The sequence below is a fragment of the Kitasatospora sp. MAP12-44 genome (assembly GCF_029892095.1).
Taxonomy (GTDB): domain Bacteria; phylum Actinomycetota; class Actinomycetes; order Streptomycetales; family Streptomycetaceae; genus Kitasatospora.
Genome location: NZ_JARZAE010000004.1, coordinates 8,780,123 through 8,795,940 on the forward strand (window position 1 = coordinate 8,780,123; position 15,818 = coordinate 8,795,940).

Consider the following 15,818-nt stretch of genomic DNA (forward strand, 5'->3'; position numbering starts at 1 on the left):
GGCGGTCTACATGAGGAAGATGCGGATCATGGCGGGGAAAGCCAGGAAGACGAGCAGCACCATGGAGAGCAGCGTCACGGGGACGGCCATGCTCTCGGTGGCCTGGTTGGCCCTGGCCTGCTCGGCGGCGATCAGCTCACCGGCCAGGCTCTCGGAGCGGGCGCGCAGCGTCTCGTAGATGGCGGCGCCGTCGCGCCCCGAGATGCTGACGATGTCGGCGATGTCCTCCGCCGCGCTCACGCCGGTCTCCTGACCCAGTGTCCGCAGACCCTCCCAAGGCGGGACGCGGTCCAGGCGGGCGCGCATCAGGGCGCCCCGGATGCGGCGGAACACCCAGCCGTCGGCGATCTCCGAGGGACGCTCCAGGGAGTCCTGGGCTCCGGCGTCGGAGGCGCGTTCCATCGCGGCGAGCTCCATGTAGGCGGCGAACGCCCAGGTGGCCTCCTCCCGGGCCCGCTTGGCCTTGTCCCGCAGCGCGAAGTCGGGCAGCAGCCAGCCGCCGGCCGCTGCGACCGGACCGCCGAGCACGGGGAGGGTGAAGCCCGTGCTCCAGCCGCCCAGGACCAGGATCGCCACCATCAGCGAGGGCAGCAAAAGGCCCAGCAGTGCCAGGGCCGCCTTGGCGGCGAGGAATTCCCCGGGGCTCTGGCCCACCAGGTCGAGGTCCTGCAGCGGGATGCGCAGCCCGGCGCGGCCGCCGAAGCGATCGGCGGCTGCCGATCCCGCACGCTCCCACCACGGCGCCGCCTTCGCCGTGTCGTCCTCGGTCCGGGGAAGGGGGATGGGGACTTTGCCTTCGACGCGGTCCAGGGCGGCGCCGAGCTCGGGCGGCGCGGGGGCGAGTTCGCGCACCAGCAGCGCCAGGCCGCCGCCCAGGACGGCGCCGGCGACGATCGCGTACGGCGTCACGAGGCCACCGCCCGACCGGCCGCCGGCGAGGGGGTGAGCGCGGCGCGGGGGCCAGCGCCGGCGGCGTCGGCGCTGTCTTCGAGGAAGCCGGGCAGCTGCTTGGCGGCGCCCAGGCGGTGCATCCAGGTGAACAGGCCGACCGCGGCGGCCAGCAGCAGCATCAGCACGACCACCCCGGGGGCGGTGTTGTAGGGGGCGACGTAGCCGCGGTTGAAGGAGATACCGACGATCACGACGGTGGCGATGCAGCAGATCCACCGGGCGGTGGTCCGGGCCTTGGCCCGGTCCGCTTCCACGTCGCGCCGCCGGCGCACCACGTCCGCGGTGGTCGCGCCGAGGTCGGACAGCACCTGCGCCAGGCCCGGGCCGCGGTCGCGGATGCGCAGCGCCAGCGCGGCGCCGACCAGGTCGGCGCGCGGGTCCCCGAACTCACGGGCGAAGGCCCTCAAGGCGACCTGGGCGTCCCAGCGGGCCTGCAGTCGCGCGGCGAGGTCAGCGACCTCGCGGACGATCGGCGCTGGTGCGGTGCGCAGCGAGGCGTTGATGGCCTCCTCGATGCCGGTGCCCACCCGCACCAGGTCGCCCAGGCGCTTGGTCCACTGGGCGAGGGCGTCCAGGCGCTTGATCCGCTCGATGGCGGCCTTGTTGGGGGCCAGCAGCCAGGGCAGGAAGAACACGGTCGCGGTGATGACGACGGCCGAGGGCAGCCACCCGGTGAACAGCCACACCAGAGTGAACGCGCAGACGGCGGTGATCGCCTGGATGCGCAGGCGCCGCCTGGCCCGGGGCGGACGTGTGCCGCCGGCCCGGGCCAGGCGGGAGCGGGGCCTGGGGGGCGGGGCGGTGGTGCCGCGCAGGCCGGCGACCAGCCCGAGTCCGCCGATCAGCAGGCACACTCCGCCGAACGCGGCGATCAGGGCACCCATCACCGCACCGCCCTAAGGAGGCTGAGAGGGGCGGCCCAGGCGCCGTCGGTGGTGAGCCAGCCGGGGTCGAAGCCGACGTCGCGCAGGTCGTCCAGGCAGGCCGGCATCACGCCGGTCGGCACCGCCCGCAGCTCACCGCTGCCGGGGCGCGGGGCGAAAAGCCGGTTGTAGGCGGGGGCGCCGCGCTCGCCTACGCCGGTGACCTCCAGGACGTGCTGGACGAATCGGTGGCGGCTGCCGCCGCGGCCGGTCTCGTCCACCATGCCGATGTGCACTACCAGGTCGAGCGCGTTGGCCGCCATCAGGTAGGCCAGCTCCTGGGTCATCCCGGCGCTGCCGTGCTCCAGGCACAGCTGCGCGATTCGGGCGAAGATGGCGTCGGGCTTGCGGACGTGGATGGTGCACAGCGAGCCGCCCTCACCACCGGACATGGCCTGCAGCATCGGCACGATCTCCCGGGAGCGGACCTCGCCGACGATCATCTTGCGCAGGTTCATCCGCAGCGCCGGCGGGATCAGGTCGGCGATCGAGACCGCGCCGACCTCCCGGCCATCCGGGCCCCGCTCGCCGTTGCCCTCCCGTGCCTCCATCGGGACGACCTGGCGCAGGTGCCCGGACTTGTGCAGGTAGAGCTCGGACTCGGTCTCGAAGGTCCCGATCCGCTCGTCGGGGTCGATCTCGCGCGCCAGCGCGATCAGCAGCGTGGTCTTCCCAACGCCCTGCGTGCCGGACACCATGATGTTCTTGCCCGCGCGGATCGCCGAGCGCAGCAGGGCGAGCAGCGCGGTGTCGATGGTGCCGAGCTCGACCAGGCCCTCCAGCGTGATGTCCCGGATCCGCTGGCGGCGGATGTTCACATACGGGCGCGGGGTGACCTGCGTCATCACCTGCAGGCGGAAGCCGCCCTCCAACGCCAGCGCCAGGTTGGGCCGGGAGTTGGACAGCGAGCGCTCACCCTGGCCGTGGCGGCGGGCCAGCAGCTGCAGGAACTCCACGAGCTCGCCGTCGCTGTCGGCGACCGCCTCCAGGCGCCGGCGCGGCTTGGAGGCATAGTCCGCCCACACGTCGTCGCAGCCGTTGATCATCAGGTTCTCCAGATCCGGATCGTCCAGATGCGGCTGGATCCGGCCCAGCCGGAACTGCGAGTCGAAGACCGCCCGCAACAGCGACCGCTCGTCGGCCGCCGTGGGCGAGACCTGACGGGCCGTCGCGTAGTCCGCAGCCCACCGGGCGACCAGGTCGTTGATCAGCGCCAGGCCCAGCTGCTCGGCGTGCTCAGCAGGCATCTCGCTGCCACGGCTCTCCTTGTACGCCTGGAACTCGGGCGCGAGACGATCCGCGAGCTCGCGCCGCAACGCCCGCACCTCGGACCACTCCCACCGGGCGACCCGCCCCGCGACGGCGTGCCCCGCCCCAGGTGCGCCGGCGCTCGCCCACGGAGCCTGCGGCTGCGCCGGCATCGTGAGGGACTCGGGCACCGCCGTGGGCGCGGTGGGTGCCGTCGAATACAGGGGCCTACCGCGAACCGCCACCAACGATCACCCCCCGACCGCCGGCAGGGAGCGACAGGAGATCGCGGCGCTCCCCAGCAAGTTGCTGCAGCCGCGTCCCCATCACCGCAGCCTGGCGAAGCAGCGGCGAGCGGCCGAACGCCTTGCCGCCCGCACCGCCGTGGGTCAGCACCCTCGCCGCCCCAGGGTCGTACGGCAAGACTCGCCAGCACCGGCAGCTGCAGGTGCTCGGCGATGTCCCGCTGCGCGTACGGACCCTCCGTGATCAGGACCAACCCCAGCCCGCTGCCCGCACGCGCGCCGACGCTCTCACGCAGCCCCGCGATGCGCGGCCGCGCCGCAGCAGCCGCCCGCAGCGTCCCGCGCACCACGACGGCCACCACGTCCGCCGACCGCGCCAGCACGCCGGCTGGACCCGAAGCACCGGACCGTCCCAGATCCACCAGGACGTCCACTCCTGCCTCCCGGTGCCAAGCCCCGAACAGCGTCGCCAAATGCGGCCACGTCTGCTGCAGCCCGGCCGCCTGCGCTGGGCTCCTGAGCCCCGGCAGCAGCAGCCGGTCGGCGGCCGCCTCGGGCACCGACAGGTTGATCAGCTGCTCCCACAGCCCAGCCTCCAGGCGGCCCAGGCGGTCCGCGACCTGGAGGTTCGCCAGCCCGTGCTCGCCCGGCACACGGCCCTCGAGATACCCGGCGATGACCGATCCACCGTCGGGGTCGCACTCGGCCAGCACTGCGCGCCGACCCGGCACCAGCGGCCAACTGAGCAGCGCGGCCAAGGCGGTTGTGGTCACACCTGGCGCGCCGGGGGAGCCGACGAACGCGATCACCGCCATGTCATCCCCCTGCCGGCAGCTGAAGGAAGGCGACCTCGCCCCGTGCGGCCCACCGCGCGAGCGTCGGCCCGTCCATCGCGGTCACGGCGACATCGACGACGATGTCGCCGGCGTTGTCGGGCTTGCCGACCCGCACCACCCCCGCCGCCATCGGCGCTTCCGGGGCCTGCGCTGTGCCCGTGCTGCCGTCCTTGGGCGTGTGGACCAGCTGGAGCCTCTGTCCGGGGGTGAACGGGGTCGCGGGAAACTGGGCAGGTGCCAGCGCGATGGAGGCAAGTTGCTGCCCGGACGTCATCAACGGGCTGCTGGTGACAGCCTGTTCGCTCAGCAGCGTGCCGGCGGGGAGAGAGGTCACGGCGCGTTTGCCGATAACCTTGGCCAGGTCCTGGCTGGGCACAGGCTTGAGGAGCGGATCGGAGGCGATCCTCGCCTCCACCAGGTCATCCGCGGTGATCGTCGCACCCGCCGGGACGTCCCGAGCCACCGCCAGCACCCCGATCCGCTGCCCGGTGGCCACGTACTGGTAGGCACCCGCGAGGGAGCCGACCGCGATCAGGGCGATGGAAGCCGCGATCATCGCCGGTCGCCTTCGACGCACCGGCAGTTGACGCACTGCCGGTGCTGCCGGCAGGGGAGAGGCGGCGGGCTGCTCCGGGGCGCGTGGAACTCTGTTGATCGTGCTCATCAGGTCCTTCTCGTCATGGTTCGACGACCGCTTGGGCCTCCGCGATCGCCACGTCGGCGCCGGAGGTGCGGGTGAGGGCGAACTGCCCCTGCCGGCCGCCGCCTGTCCAGTCGACCGTCCAGGCTGCGGTCGCGGTGATGTGGAACTGTGCGTGCGGCTGGTTCGCCGAGGTGTTGGTGTAGGTGTAGCCGCAGTCGGGCGAAGCGTGTCCGCCGTAGGAGGCGTTGTACGGGGTGCCGGCTGAGCTGCAGGTGACGGTGTGTCCGTCTCCCATGGTCCAGGCCATGCTGGTGACGTGCGCGGTTGCTGTCACGCTGTCCCCGCCTGCGTCGGCTGTGGCGGTGTTCGGCCCCCAGGTGGTGGGGGACACGGTGGCCCACATCCACACCGGCATGCCGATCAGCCCGGTGGAACCGGAGTTCGGCGCCGTGGTGATGGCCGGATCGGCGAGGAGCATCTTGTCCACGGCCTGGTGGGCCAGGCCGACGAGGTCCACACCGCCGCCGTAGCCCTGCGGAGGGTCTTTTGACCAATGATCTGGAGCGGCGGTGATACCTCCAGCAGCATCCAGGCAGGTGCGGGAGTAGACGGCTCCGTCGTCCGGGCTGTGGCCCTGCCACAGGGGGTCGCCAGCTGGTGGTTGAGGGCTCGCGGGCTGCCAGTAGCAGCCGTCGTTTCCGTTGAACCAGCCGAGGTCCAGGACGGAGCAGGGGTGCTGGACCCCGTTCCAGGAGCAGTCAGGCTCATGGTCCGTGCTATCGGCCGGGGTGGCGCCGGCAGCAGTGGACGGTGGCGCGAAGGTCTGTACACCGACGCAGACGAACTTGCTGGCGCACGGCGCGACGTCGGCCTCGGCAGAGCACGGCTGGAGCAGGCTGATAGCGCACAGGAGGCTGAGAGAGACGCCCGACGCGAGCGGTGGCAAGTGGCGCCTCAGCACGGACGGCTCATGTCGGAGTCGACCTCCGAGATCATCCAGTCGGAGCCGACCGTGCGCGCTGTGGCCGTGACGGTGTACCGGAGCACTGGGTTGGTGACGGGCCGTGCGGCGCCCGTCTTCGTGTCGACCGGCGTCCATCCGCTGATGTCCAGGCAGTCGCTGAGCGTGGCCTGCTTGGGAGACTTGTCGAGCTCGATCGTTGTCACCGTCGGGCTGATCTTCGGCGAGCCCGTGAGGACGATCCCGGCGGTCTTGTTGTTGTAGACGTCCGCGCGGGTCCCGCTCAGCGCCTGGTCGACGCTGTACTTCTCCAGCTCCGTACCGACGACGCTGCCCTGCGCGTATGCCTTGATCTGCTCATCCCAGTACTTGCGGTAGGTGTCCAGGACCGCTGCTCGGCTTGCTGCGTCGGAGAGCACAGACGGCGTGGCTGCCGATGCCACGGTGCTGAGCGGGCTGCTGCCCGCTCCGCCCTCACGTGCGTTGCTCGTGCAGCCGGCGGTCAGGAACGCCAGCAGACCGATGCCCGTTCCGAGCGCGATCGTTCGCTGTCGCATGGCCGACACCTGTCTCCCCCTCCAACGGTTGTGCGGCATGGGGCGATGACGCTCCCGCCACACATGATTGCGGAACGTGATGCAATCGTCACTATACGATGCTTCCGCTTGGAGGTTCATCACTTCTCGATCTTCGAGGCATCAGCCAAACGCTCGGCCGCGCAGCGGATTTGGCGTTCTGTTCCCTGCCCTCTGCCCGCGGGCCCTTTTCGTCGACTACTGGGTGGCCAGGGCGACGCCCCTGATACCAAGCGCGACTCTGCTGGAGCGCATCGCTTCACGGACGCGCCTGGCGCCACTGGGTGTCACGGCCTCCCCTCCGCCGATAGCGGCTGACGGAGTGCTGAGGCCCGCGCACGATCGGCAGATCCCCTGCCGAAGCACTGGGTCATGGCAGATGTGGCACTCGGAGTATGCGGGCTTGTGGGCGGCCGGCTCCGACGAGAAGCGGAGCGGCGGCATCTTGCGGCGAAGTCGGCTGCGGAGCAATCCAGTTGGGGAGACCACCGTTGAGGGGAGGCCGACCAGAAGCGCCTGCGTCAGCTCTTTGGAGGAGGCGCCGCGCTCCAGCCATTGCGCCACCAGGGGCGCCAGCTCCAGCGCTTCGGCTTCACCGACATGCAGGCGCGGCTCCGACTTGATCACCCCGAACAGCGTCACCACTGCCGCGCGGACCTGCTCATCCGACGATTCCTTGATGATGTCGTAGCTCTTCCTTCCTCTCGGCTCGCCAGTCGCCTCGGCGTTGACCGACTGCGCGTTGACCGGCTCACCCGGGAGGGTGGGTGCTTTGCCCAAGTCCTTTACAGGAGAGGCGTCAGCAAGCCCGGTCTCCTGCTGACCGGACGCCGGATGGGGGACACCTGGCAGCTCGAGCTGAGGGGTGTCGAAGACGTGGGCCTCACTGCGGATCGTCCCGTCCTTCATTCGCAGTGTGTCGACCCGGTAGTAGCCGGCCGCGGTCAGTTCCTTCAGAGCCTTGCGGATCGCCCCGCGTCCCTGGGTGCTGGAGTCAGCCATCTGTCGGCCGTCCTCGCGCCAGCCGTCGGGGCGCGACAGGAGGTCGGCCAGCAATCCGCGGGCCGTGTAGCTCAGCCGCCGGTCTTGTAGCAGGGCGTTGGGCAGCACGATGAATTTGCGCGCGTGGGCGCTACGATGTACCTGCATCGGGAGCTTGTACTCCTGTTGCCGGACCCCGGGGTGTTAGCGCACCGCCGGGGTCATCTGTATTCGATTGATTACGGACCGTAGCACAGGCCTGGGTCCCGCTGTTGCGGATTCCTGAAAGTGGCTCAGTTGTCCTGCACCCCAAGCTCTTTGTGTGAGCGAGGGCGCTGCGATGCCCGCTTGCGGGTTGGCGGGGCCGCAGGCGGGACGCTTCCAGACCGTCCGGCGGACGACCTGTGGCGCACCCCCGACCCGTCAGGGGTGCGCTCGTCCTGGCTGCGGCTGGCCTGATCAGCCCTCGTCGGGCAGCGAGTGAGCTGACACAACGTCGTGGATGAACGCTGACCACGCACTGCGCGTGAAGCGAAGGGCCGGACCGTGCGGGTCCTTGCTGTCTCGGACGGCAACCTTGTCAGGCAGGTCCGCCGCGCACTCCAGGCAGTTCTCGTTTCCTCCGCTGTAGGTGGACTTCGCGAAGGCGAGCCCAGTGGCCGCGGCATCGGGGTAGTGGCTCACGTGATCTTGGCTTTCTGTTCGAGGATGAAGGCGAGCGAGTCGTCCTTGTTCAAGGCCTCGGCCGTGATGACGGTGAACCTCGCTCGGTACTGCTCCACATCGGCCGGATCCTCGACGAAGAGACTGCTCATCAGTCCTTCGACGAGCACGACGTCGAGGTCTGAGCGCTGCGGAAACCCGATGATGGCCATCGGCCCGCCCATGCCCGGGTGGATGGCCGCGTTGATCGGCATCACCTGGATATTGACGTTGTCCAGGCGGTTGAGCGCGAGGACCTTGTCCAGCTGCGGTCCCATGATGTCGGGCCGCTTCCCGTTGGAGCAGAGGGCGGCTTCGTGGATGACGGCCCAGACCTCGACGGGGTTCGGTCGGGTCAGGATGGACTGGCGGGCCATCCTGACCTGCACCTGGTCCTCGACGGTGCCGCCCATCCTGCCGCCGAGTCGCTCGATGACGATCCGTGCGTAGTCCGGCGTCTGGAACAGGCCGGGGATGTAGGACGGCTCGTATGTCTTGAACGTCGACGCCTCGGTCTCCAGTGTGATGAGGTCGAACGCGGTCGCGTTGATCGCGTCGCGGTAGCTGAGCCACCAGCCGCGCTTGCTGCCGTCCTTGGTGATGGCGAGAAGGCCGGTGCGGATCTCGCCGTCGGCGACCTCGTAGAAGTCCAGGAGCCTGACCACGTCCTCGAGTTTGGCCGCCGTCTTCGCGTTCTCGATCCGGTTGATCTTGGGCTGACTCCAGCCCATGACGTCAGCTACCTGCTCCGCCGTCATCTTCTTGCCCTCGCGGAGCTTCCGCAGTTCGTCGCCGAGCCGTCGGCGACGAACGGTCGAGACCGCCATGCAGTACCCCTCCTGAACTGAGATCACCAGTCTGCCCTCGATCCAAGCACTCGCGCCAGCGGCAACTGCACTGCGGGTGGCCCGAATCCGGGTTCGATATGCATAAATACATCTTTCGCCAGGCTACTTGCATCATTGCCTGATGTGGCGTCATGCTGAGTGTGACGCGGAACACGCCGACTCGATGAAGGTCGGCCCAGTTCTCCGTGGCCCAGCGCGGCGTCGCCTTGCGGGCCGTCAAGTCGCGGCCCGGCGAGCCCGACTGAAAAGAGTCCACCCCCAAGGAGCGAGCCAGCTCGGGGTCGACTGATGATCGCGGAGAGCTACTTATTTCCGATGCTGCGCGGACCCCAGGCCCGCAGACAGGAGGAGCTGTGATGACGGCGACAGTGAACCCGGGTGAAGTTGGGCTCGGGTTCTATCTCCAGGACAGGGCGTCAGGTTTTACGGCGCACGTGATCGCCTGCCGGGGGAACCTGGCAAGGTTGAGGGAGCTTTCAGATGCCCGACTGAGTGGAGTCGGGGTCTGCCCGGAGCTCGTGGACGACGCCAAACTGCTGGTCAGTGAACTGGTCGGCAATGCGGTTCGGCTGTGCGGAGACTTCGTGCCGCTGGTGGTTGAGGTCTACGCGGAACGCTCTGGGGTGTGGGTGACCGTCCATGACCCTGATTCAGAGAGCCTGCCCCGGCGCTCTGCCGCCCTTGCGGACAACCTCGTGGCGGAGTGTGGGCGCGGCCTGTACATCCTCGATGTGCTCGCGCCGGGCTGGCAGGTGCTCGCTACCCCGGTCGGCAAACAGATCCGATGCCGACTGCCCTACGAGATGAGCGCGGCATGAGCCCGATTCGGCCCGGATGGAGAGTGGGCGTCTCGTCGGCCTCGGCGTCGCGTCGAGCAGAGAGGCATCCTCGCTCACGTGGTGCCCGCAGCGCTCATCCCCGCACTGGGGCAGCCAGCAGACGTGATCCTCTCTGTCGACCCCTGCAATCACCAGCGCCTGAATCGCAGGCGCGAGAGCCCAGTTGTGGCCATCGAGCTCTCTGGGTAGCCACCCACAGCGAGGACCACCCATGACGACATCGCAGGCTTCCGGTCGCGATGGAACCACCGTGCCGCTCAGGCCCGGCTACGCCGTAGAACGGCACGAAGCAGGCGAGTTCACGATGACCCACCTTACGCCCTTCGGGCAGCTGGGGTTCCCGCTTGTCTCCGTCGGTGACGTATCGCAGTGGCCGATGCCGAGGCGAGCCGTTGAACAACTGCCCTACCAGATAGGCTCTTTGTTCCGTGATTGGTCAAGTCTTCCCAACGGTGTGGTCCTCGCACACGCGGCTGAGCACCTCCGGCTCGGCCCTGGCAGTGATCCGATCGATCCGCACCAGCACCTCCCGGTAGGACCCTCGGCATGCGTGAACGGTGATGCGATGGAGGTGCTGAGAGCCGCTGACCTGAAGGCCGGCCTCAGGGTCATGGAGATCGGGACAGCAGGCGACGGCCGGACTGCGTGCCTGACGGCCGCCATGACCGGAACCACAGTGGTCACCGTGGACATCGACCAGTCGACCTCGCGCCGAGCCCGCGTTGTGGTCGACCGCGCTGGGCTCCGACGCCTGGTCCGCATCCGGGATCAGGACGGCTACCTTGCCCGGTCCCACGACCCGTTGGACCGGATCATCACCACCTGCGCGACCGCAGGGGTCCCACCTGCCTGGATCGGGCAGCTTGCCCCGGGCGGCTACATCGTCGGCCCGCTCGGCTACCGCGGACTGGAGGTCCTGGCCCGGATCACCACCGGCCCCCGCGGTCCGCGAGCTCGCCTCATCTCAGCCGCCCACCGCGCCCGGGCTGTAGGACTCCTCTGCCCAGACCGCCATCTCGATGACCTGCCACTTCCGCCGTCCGCCTATGGCCGCCGCAGCACGGTCCCCGACGATCTCACCCATGACGCTTACTACGACCTGTGGATGTACCTGGCCACCCAGGACCGCCGCACGACCAAGGTCCCCATCTCCGGCGAGAGCGGCAACGGTTGCGCGCTGGTCACACAGGACCGCAGCCACGCGGTGCGCGTCTTACCCGGCGCCCTCCTGCTCAGCGATCACAACCCGCGGACTCACGAGATGGCCGACCGTCTGACTCGCCTGATCGCCGACTGGGACACCCTCGGACGACCGACCATCGACCGCTGGACTGCGACCCTGCTGCGCGCCGGACGCCCCGGCGCGCAGCTCCTCGCCCCGGCCCACTGGGAGCTTGGATGAGCACCGCAGCAGGCCCCGCCACCCAGCGTCAGCAACGTGCCGATCACGATGGGCAGTAACGGCGTGGTGTGCGGTAGCCGATGGCTTGGTAGGAGCAGCCGAACCGCAAGAGCTGCAGCATCTTGTCGAAGATGATCCGGTCGCTGATGCGCGGCCGGTGGCAGCCCAGCGGATGGGTGGCCGCGTAGGTCGGCCGCTCGGGCAGCAGCGCGCTGAACTGGCTCCAGAGTGGTTCGGTCAGCCATGACGGAAGTACTGGCACAGGTCCCCCCGGTGATCACAGAGCGTCGCAACTCCATGATCGACAAGGTCCGTGCCAGTACTGCTACCGGGGTGCTGTCACCACGCCTATCTGCGCGACCTCTTACTGAAGGGGATCACCTGCAGATCGACATTGGGCAAAAGCATCGCCTCGCGTAGGTGGCGGAGCTGGGCGAGATGGGCGTCCAGGTCGGCGACCTAATGTTCGGAAGTCCCGCAGAGCACTGTGGTCAGGATCAGGCCGGGGTGGCAGCCTGCGGGCGGAGCCAGGCGTCGACCGGCCCGTCCGCGCTGAGGACGGGGTTGAAGATCGGGGCGAACGGGCCGCGCTCGCGTAGCTGGTCGAGGGTGGTGGCGCCGACGCGGATCGGACTGGCCGTCAGGAGCGGGTCGCTGGCGGCGAGGCTGCGCAGGTCGGCGATGCGCCGCTGCAGGCGGGCCGGTTCGGCGCCGGTGAGGACCAGGAGCAGCCGGGGGAAGGCGGGGTAGCGGCTGCGCCAGGCCGGGACCGCGGCGGCGCTGCGGACGGTGGTGCGGGTGGTGCGCGGTCCGGGCGGCTGCGGGATGTACTGGTGGTAGCGGGCGTAGGCGTGCAGCTTCTGGGCGAGGCGGGCGATGGTCATGGTGGTGCGGTCGAGTTCGACGAAGAACGTCAGAAGGGTGCGGGTGCGCTCGGCTGCGTCGGTGTGGACGTAGTTGAGGACGGCGTCGGGGATGAGGGTCAGGTCCTCGCCGGGGCGGGTGTCGTCGCGGTAGTGGTGGGCGGTTTCGGGTGACCAGTCGAGGGGCCCGCACTCGTGGTCCAATCGCTGGGCCCAGGCGACGAAGGCGCAGCCGGTTTCGATGGTGGCGAGGGTGTGTTCCTGGAGTGGTCCGGCGGCGGCTTCCGGGCTCATCCGGTACGGGCGCTGCGGCAGCAGCCCGACCGCCTCGACCGCCGCTGCGCCCTTCTCGGTGAGCCACCACAGCAGGCTGGTCTGCCCGTGGGTTCGGCGTCCGACGCGGTCGGCGAGGCCGGCGTCGCGTAGGACGTGGAGCTGGCGGCGCAGGTACTCGGGCCCGGTGTGGTGCGGGGTGATGAGGCGGTGCAGCTGGTCGGTGGAGACGAGGCGGTGCTGGTAGAGGACGGTCATGGCCTGCTGGCCGATCACGCCGATGCCCTTGGGTGCGGGGTGCTGGTACGGCATCGCGGTACTCCTTCAGCCGAGGGTGGAGGTGGGGTCGCCGTCATGGCCGGCGGGCAGGCCGAGGTGGTGGACGAGGATCTCGGTGTCGAGGTCTTCGAGGTCGGCGAGGATCTCGCCGACGGTGCGGCGGCGCATGTTGGCGTCGATGGCCGCATCGAGGTCGGGGATGCCGTCGGGGTTGTCGTAGTGGGCGAAGACCTCCTCGACGGGCAGGCCGCGGACCCGGAACGGGGTGGTCCGCTGGCCGTCGAGGTTGATCGACATGACGTAGTGGTACTTGGGGAGTTCGGTGATCGTTTCCGGGGTGAGGTGGCTGTTCCAGCGGCGCGCGACGAACGCGGCCTCGTCGTAGTCCGCCGCGCATGTGGCGAGCAGCGACTGGTTCTGCAGCAGCGCCTGGCGGGTGACCGCGCTCAGGCGTAGTGCCATCTGCGTCATCCCGACGAATCGGACCTCGTACTTGCGCAGCTGCTCGGCGATCGCGGCGAGGAATCCCTTGGAGGAGGAGTCCAGGGCGGTCAGCTCGTCGCCCCAGGCCCAGAACGTCCTGCGCTGGTCGCGGGGGGTGTCCTGACGGGAGAGGCCGGCGCGGTGCAGGTCGTGGATGAGCAGGCAGGAGACCAGGGCGTCGGACTCGGACCCGGACGGGCAGACGAAGACGACCTTGTTCTCGTCCATGGCGGTGCGGATGTCGTAGCCGGAACGGGGCGAGCCGAAGAACGCCTGCAGCGACTGGGAGGTGTCGAGGCGGTCGATCGCGTAGGTGACGGTCGGCACCGAGTCCTTCGCCAGGGTGGGGAACGTGCGCTCCCAGTAGTCCCGGACCCGTCGGGGCAGCTTCGGCAGAAGTGCCCAGCGCCACTCCTCGTCCGTCAGCCAGCTCCTGATCTGAAAGACCGTGCACTGCGCTTCGGGCCGTCCGGCGGCGACGGCCTGCAGGTTGAGTAGGGCCAGCGCCTGAGCGGTGCGGGCGAGGATCGTGCGGGCACGTGGGGCGTGGTCGCCCCATTCCTGGGCCGCGGCGATGCCCTCGACCACTGAGCGCACGGTGTCCTGCACGTCCGCGACAGTGCGGCCCTCCATCGAGAGCGGGTTCCAGGACACGACCATCTGGTCCGGTGTCGCTTTGGCGAGGTTGATCTCCCACACCCGTTCGGCGATGTGGGGGTGCGCCAGGTAGGGCTTGGCCCGCACCCACGCCTCGCTGTGCGGGTCCAGGAACCAGGTGCCGTACCCGTTGTGGGCCAGTGCGATGCACTGCACGAGCGCGGCCTCGGTCTTGCCGTGGCCGGACTTGCCGAGGGCTAGGCCGAAGAGCAGGTCCTTCACGCGGGCGGCGCCGATCCGCTCGACGCCGTCGGGGTAGACGACCGCGCCGAGCGGGACCAGGTCGCGCTGGCCGGTGTAGACGGGCAGCGTCGCCGGCGCGGGTGGGACCAGGCCGCCGGAGCGGACCACCCCGGAGGCGTGGCACCGGACGGTCGGTGGCTTGAGGAACCCGGCGAGCTCGGGCACGGTCAGCCACTGCCGGCGCTTCGGTGCGAACTCCCCGCTGTCGAACCGCTGGTCGAAGGCAGCGATGGCCCGCCGGGTGCGGGGCCGGTGCGCCTTCAGGTAGTTCTCGCCGCTGGTGGCGGCGAAGACGGCGAGTAGCTGGTGCATGCGCTCCAGCGCGGCCTGCGGGTGTGCGGCCTGGGTGCGCAGCAGCAGCTGGACGGCGAAGACCGCGCCGCCGGGCTCGAACTTGCCCACCGCGTCGCGGACGTCGGTCATCCGCGGCAATCGAGCACCGCGCCCGGCACTGCCGCTCGACGAGCCGCCGGACCAGGCGGCGGTGAACGACTCCACCAGCCCCGCTCCCCAGAGGCTGCCGGTCAGTTTCTCGCCGTAGGCGGTGGGGCCGCGGCGCTTGGAGCGGGCCAGCAGGCGTCGGCGTCGGCGGGCCAGGCGGCGCTGGGGGACGGGGACCAGGTCGAGGATGACGTCAGCTGCCTCACCGTCCTGGGTCCGCACGGAGGACAGCGCGGTGGCGAGTTGTTGCAGCGGATCGGGCGTCAGGCCGAGCGCGGCCAGCGGCTGGTGGTCGGACAGGGCCAGGACCAGCTCGGCCCGCTCGACGTACACCGGCCGCGTCGGCCGGGCGGCATCGTCACTGGCGGCCTCGTCACCGTTGGGCTTGGCGAGGCTGATGGTTGCCGCGCTCACTGGGACGCCTGGGCGGGTTCGGTGAAGCGGACCGGCTGGATGGCCTGGCCGGGCGTGGTGGAGCGGACCTCGACCTCGGCGAAGCCGGGCATGCCCAGGATCGCCGCGGCCTGGGCGGGGCCTTCGAGCAGGCAGCGCATCCGGCCGCCGTCGGCGGTGTAGCGCAGCCGGACAGCCGCTCCCCGGGCCGGGACGCTACCGACGGCGTGCCGCACCCGGGCCAGGTGGTGGCTGAACCGCACCACCTCGGACTCGCCCGGGTCGAAGCTGGACGTCGGCACGACCTCCACGCTGGTCCTGTCGGCGAGTGCGGCCCGGGCCTTGCGGATGCGCCACCGAACCACGACGGCCCAGACGCCGGCCGTGGCGAGGCCGGTGGCTCCCAGGTACGGGGAGAGCAGCACCGCCTGGTGGGCGGTGTCGAGGAGCGGCTGCATCCCGGGCAGCGAGTCGGCCCTCATGCCGGTACCGCCTGGAGGTCGAAGCGGTTGGGTGGGAGCACGGCGGCCTCCTGGTCGATGACGGCGGAAAATCCCTTCACCTGGCCCAAGCCGTCGCACGGGGCCGGTTCAGACACGGCCGACCAAGGCGTTATCAAGCCGTTATCAAAGGATGTCCAGTGACAGCCGTGTAGGTTCCCGTTCGATCTTGCGCGCGGGGCTCAGCTGACCAGCAGTCATGCCCGCTGTCCCACCGAGATTGCGCATGCCGCGTTCCACTGATCTTGCACTTCCCTCGGCACCGGTCTCCCGCTTCCCTAAGCTGGTGCTGACGGCAGGCTCCCTGGCCACCCGACCGCACGGAGGATGCGAATGTCGAAGCACGTGATCTCACTGGTCGGCCTCCAAGCTGAGGAGCAGGCGAGGATCCTGGAAGATGCCATCGCTGGGCGGATGATCGAAGAACGAGTGGATGTCGGGACCGCAGGCGGCATCGTCTTCCGGCGCCCTCTGCTCACGCCCATGTCGGGTAGCGAAGCCGCGTCGGAGTGACGACCCGCTGATCTTGCGC

Annotated in this window: 15 protein-coding genes and 1 pseudogene; 3 read left to right on the plus strand and 13 right to left on the minus strand. The window is 69.9% G+C overall.

Annotated features, from left to right (window positions below):
- Positions 1–6: 6 nt before the first annotated feature.
- The 9 genes from P3T34_RS39570 to P3T34_RS39610 form a co-directional block, all read right to left on the minus strand.
- Complete coding sequence (locus P3T34_RS39570; protein WP_280671682.1) at positions 7–909, minus strand: hypothetical protein; 903 nt, start codon at positions 907–909, stop codon at positions 7–9.
- Positions 906–1,835, minus strand: a complete 930-nt coding sequence (locus tag P3T34_RS39575) for a type II secretion system F family protein (RefSeq protein ID WP_280671684.1) — start codon at positions 1,833–1,835, stop codon at positions 906–908. The genes P3T34_RS39570 and P3T34_RS39575 overlap by 4 nt, the downstream gene beginning before the upstream one ends.
- Positions 1,835–3,313, minus strand: coding sequence for a CpaF/VirB11 family protein (locus tag P3T34_RS39580; RefSeq protein WP_280671686.1), 1,479 nt, complete (start codon positions 3,311–3,313; stop codon positions 1,835–1,837). Before P3T34_RS39580 ends, P3T34_RS39575 begins: the two co-directional genes overlap by 1 nt.
- A gap of 870 nt (positions 3,314–4,183) precedes the next feature.
- A complete protein-coding gene (locus P3T34_RS39585) occupies positions 4,184–4,759 on the minus strand; it encodes an SAF domain-containing protein (protein ID WP_280671688.1) in 576 nt (191 codons plus the stop codon).
- Positions 4,760–4,880: 121 nt separating this feature from the next.
- Entirely contained in the window at positions 4,881–5,363 is a 483-nt protein-coding gene (locus tag P3T34_RS39590; RefSeq protein ID WP_280671690.1) for an ATP/GTP-binding protein, read from the minus strand.
- Positions 5,364–5,800: 437 nt separating this feature from the next.
- Positions 5,801–6,364 (minus strand): hypothetical protein, encoded by a 564-nt coding sequence (locus P3T34_RS39595; RefSeq protein WP_280671692.1) that lies wholly within the window; start codon positions 6,362–6,364, stop codon positions 5,801–5,803.
- 216 nt (positions 6,365–6,580) lie between these two features.
- Positions 6,581–7,531, minus strand: coding sequence for a hypothetical protein (locus P3T34_RS39600; RefSeq protein WP_280671694.1), 951 nt, complete (start codon positions 7,529–7,531; stop codon positions 6,581–6,583).
- Between the two features lie 291 nt (positions 7,532–7,822).
- Positions 7,823–8,047 (minus strand): DUF397 domain-containing protein, encoded by a 225-nt coding sequence (locus P3T34_RS39605; protein ID WP_280671696.1) that lies wholly within the window; start codon positions 8,045–8,047, stop codon positions 7,823–7,825.
- Positions 8,044–8,892: a helix-turn-helix transcriptional regulator gene (locus tag P3T34_RS39610; RefSeq protein ID WP_280671698.1), complete on the minus strand. Its 849-nt coding sequence runs from the start codon at positions 8,890–8,892 to the stop codon at positions 8,044–8,046. The genes P3T34_RS39605 and P3T34_RS39610 overlap by 4 nt, the downstream gene beginning before the upstream one ends.
- A gap of 377 nt (positions 8,893–9,269) precedes the next feature.
- Between P3T34_RS39610 and P3T34_RS39615 the strand changes: the two genes are divergently transcribed.
- Positions 9,270–9,731 (plus strand): ATP-binding protein, encoded by a 462-nt coding sequence (locus P3T34_RS39615; RefSeq protein WP_280671700.1) that lies wholly within the window; start codon positions 9,270–9,272, stop codon positions 9,729–9,731.
- A gap of 232 nt (positions 9,732–9,963) precedes the next feature.
- Entirely contained in the window at positions 9,964–11,154 is a 1,191-nt protein-coding gene (locus P3T34_RS39620; RefSeq protein WP_280671702.1) for a hypothetical protein, read from the plus strand.
- 88 nt (positions 11,155–11,242) lie between these two features.
- Here the strand turns inward: P3T34_RS39620 and P3T34_RS39625 are convergent.
- The 4 genes and pseudogenes from P3T34_RS39625 to P3T34_RS39640 all read right to left on the minus strand — a co-directional run.
- A pseudogene (locus P3T34_RS39625) lies at positions 11,243–11,416 on the minus strand (IS5/IS1182 family transposase); the annotation flags it as partial.
- Between the two features lie 235 nt (positions 11,417–11,651).
- On the minus strand, positions 11,652–12,602 hold the full coding sequence (locus tag P3T34_RS39630) for a replication-relaxation family protein (RefSeq protein WP_280671703.1): 951 nt from the start codon (positions 12,600–12,602) through the stop codon (positions 11,652–11,654).
- 12 nt (positions 12,603–12,614) lie between these two features.
- Positions 12,615–14,807, minus strand: coding sequence for an ATP/GTP-binding protein (locus P3T34_RS39635; protein WP_280671705.1), 2,193 nt, complete (start codon positions 14,805–14,807; stop codon positions 12,615–12,617).
- Complete coding sequence (locus tag P3T34_RS39640; RefSeq protein ID WP_280671707.1) at positions 14,804–15,268, minus strand: hypothetical protein; 465 nt, start codon at positions 15,266–15,268, stop codon at positions 14,804–14,806. Before P3T34_RS39640 ends, P3T34_RS39635 begins: the two co-directional genes overlap by 4 nt.
- 351 nt (positions 15,269–15,619) lie before the next feature.
- Between P3T34_RS39640 and P3T34_RS39645 the strand changes: the two genes are divergently transcribed.
- Positions 15,620–15,799, plus strand: coding sequence for a hypothetical protein (locus P3T34_RS39645; RefSeq protein WP_280671709.1), 180 nt, complete (start codon positions 15,620–15,622; stop codon positions 15,797–15,799).
- The last annotated feature ends 19 nt before the right edge of the window (positions 15,800–15,818 follow it).